Here is a 2,497-nt window from a genome sequence, read left to right on the forward strand (position 1 = left end):
CACCGCTTGCGGGGGGCCCCTTCGACGTTGGTGGTTGCAGTTTTGGTTGCAGTTCCCGGCTATCGCCCGTTGAGGACGGACCGGCACACGTTGCAGTACATGGCGGCGTTCAGCCCGTAGCGCCGCATCATCTGGCCGCAGCCGGCGCACAGCCCGAGCTCCCACGGCGGGCATCCCAGTGCGGCAGAGGCGGCGGCGCGTTCCACGGTGGTGATCCGCAACGGGTCGCAGGAGCGCCGAACCGGCATGCGGGGAAGCGTGAAGCCACCGGTCGGCTGGTCAAGGTCACGGATGGGCCGGCCGTCGCTGACGAACCAGCCCTCCTCCCCTGCTCGGCAGGCGCGGCCGATTTCCTGCTCGGCGAAGGTGATCACGTCGTCCTCCTCTTCGGCCGGGGACGCCGGGAGAGGCGTCTTCTCGCCGATGAGCTCCTGCCACAGCGCGCAGTCGTCGGCCGAGACCCACATGTGCCGACCGGCACGGCCGATTCCTCGGTTGGGCACGTAGACCGGGACGCTCTCACCAGTGGCGCTCTGCAGGACTAAGTCCTCGATGAAGACCGGCTTCTTCTCCGGGAGGCACAGTGCGGGCACGAACCAGTCCGCGTGAATCGCGCCACAGTGGCCGGCACCCTCACTGATGAGGCAGTGGCGTTCGCTGCTTGGTACGCACTTCCAGACTTCGAGGTGCCGGTACCCACCGCGGATCACCATCTCCTTGCCATCGGCGATGTCCTTCCACGGCATGTCGTCGACCCGCGCCCACGGAGCGCGGTCGATCAGGGAGGCCGTCCGGTCCTTCGCTACCCAGAGGGGAGTGATGCCGTGCTCCACGGCGTTGACCGAGCGCCGGTGCACGCTGCTGGGACTGAGGTGGTGGTACTGGATCTCCCAGCCGATCCGCGTGCCGCCGGGTCCGACGACTACGGCGTCCGAAATGCTGCGCCGGTTGCCGATGGGAACCTCAGCCTCGGCGTCCAGGCCATACCGCCCGGCGGTCTCGACGATCCGCTCCTTGGTGGCCTTGTGCTGTGCGCTCTCCGCCGGCGTCGCCTTGTGCGTGATCGGCAGGTGCGAGGCGACGAGCGGCCGTCGGCCACCCACGCGCCCTCGACGGATGAACATCCAGGGCGATTTACCGCCCGACTCCGACTGGCACTCCCGCTTGTCGTGGTGCGCCAGGCACTCGAGCAACTGCGGATCGCGTTCGGCGACGCGGGCGGTGATCTCTTGGAGCAGATCGGGACGGTCCGGGTGACCGAGGTCGGGCAGGGACAGATTGATCTCTATGCCATATCCGGTGTGCCACACCCCATTAGCCATTCCTCCACCATAGGAACGACCACTGACACTCAACAGGGCGCATATGGGCTCGAAGTCTGGTAGCCGGCCCCGAAGTTCGCGGGGCCGGCCGTAAGGAGTCGGCCGGAGATCAGCGGCCGACCATGCTGGTGATCAGCGGCGCCACTTGTCCCAGAGCCACGCGATCGCCGTGACCGTCACGGATCCGAGCACCTGCTGGGCCTCGCTGCCGATGCCGGTGGTGTATCCCGCCGCGTAACCGACGGCGACGGCCGCGACGAACATCTCGAACCTGGGCGGCCGCTCGCTTCCGACCACCGGGACACGCATACTGGACATGGTTCTTCTCCTCGTTCAGATGGGTTGGACCATCCGCCGGACCCCGGAGATCTGTGGAAGGTGACACGGGATCCGGCGGAAGTATGTGGGTCAGCGCTCAACGCTGCGTTCATCAGGTGCAAGCGATTCGTCGTGCAGCTCGGAGCTGACGAGTTCACCAAGCCTCGCGGCCATTTCTCGACGCCGCGCCTCGGGCAGGCTTCGGTAAGCGCGCCATGCGAGTTCCACTGGGGAACTAGGTCGCCGACCCATGGCGATCCAGGCCAGGATGATCGACTTCTCATCCCGGGAGAGTTCCTGCAGCCGCTCCCAAACCGCCTCGGGGTCCGTCGCTTGCCGGATAGTCGTCAGGGCTCGAGTCTCGAAGTAGTGCTCAGGATCGGCCGTACGCAGCGGGGCCAGCGCGCGCGACTGCTCTCGAAGCTCCGCACGCACCCCCGGTTCCCAGATCAGCGCCCCCGCCCGAACAAATCGCATCTCATGCGGCGCCAGGCTCACGTCGTCACGACTGGTCGCGATCACCCAGTCGTGGTTACGAAGCTCCCGCACTCGGCGGTCGATCTGCGCGGCAGCAGGAAACGCCGTCCTCAGTTGATCCTTACTGAAGACGTTCCCTTCCCCCACCTGGGTCGCAAGCCACAAGGCGACTCGGACCTTGGTCGGCATCTTCTCGTTGGCCCAGTCGGGCAGCTGGGCATCTGTCGCCAAGCCGCACACCTCCTTCAGTCGCAGCATGGCAAGTAAACCACATCCGGCGCGCTTCGGCGCAGTTCGGCGCGGAACGGCGCGACTCGGCGATGCTGGCCAATGGGAGCACGGCGCAGGGGGAGGAGCCGTGCCGGGTTGGCGGAGATGGA

At 66.8% G+C, this 2,497-nt stretch carries 3 protein-coding genes; all 3 read right to left on the reverse strand.

All coding sequences use genetic code 11. The annotated features are described in order from the left end of the window. Positions 1-59: 59 nt before the first annotated feature. The 3 genes from ACN6LM_RS37860 to ACN6LM_RS37870 all read right to left on the reverse strand — a co-directional run bounded on the left by ACN6LM_RS37860 (position 60) and on the right by ACN6LM_RS37870 (position 2,375). Positions 60-1,322, reverse strand: a complete 1,263-nt coding sequence (locus ACN6LM_RS37860; RefSeq protein WP_445069961.1) for a hypothetical protein — start codon at positions 1,320-1,322, stop codon at positions 60-62. 132 nt (positions 1,323-1,454) lie between these two features. After that, entirely contained in the window at positions 1,455-1,640 is a 186-nt protein-coding gene (locus ACN6LM_RS37865; protein ID WP_014047325.1) for a hypothetical protein, read from the reverse strand. 90 nt (positions 1,641-1,730) lie between these two features. After that, a complete protein-coding gene (locus ACN6LM_RS37870) occupies positions 1,731-2,375 on the reverse strand; it encodes a hypothetical protein (RefSeq protein WP_445069962.1) in 645 nt (214 codons plus the stop codon). Positions 2,376-2,497: the final 122 nt, after the last annotated feature.

It is taken from the genome of Streptomyces sp. SAS_281, from assembly GCF_052542855.1.

Bases quoted from the DNA above. Each gene is read 5' to 3' on its own strand.
- ACN6LM_RS37860 (WP_445069961.1), bottom strand. From the start codon at position 1,322: ATGGCTAATGGGGTGTGGCACACCGGATATGGCATAGAGATCAATCTG.
- ACN6LM_RS37870 (WP_445069962.1), bottom strand. From the start codon at position 2,375: ATGCTGCGACTGAAGGAGGTGTGCGGCTTGGCGACAGATGCCCAGCTG.
- ACN6LM_RS37865 (WP_014047325.1), bottom strand. From the start codon at position 1,640: ATGTCCAGTATGCGTGTCCCGGTGGTCGGAAGCGAGCGGCCGCCCAGG.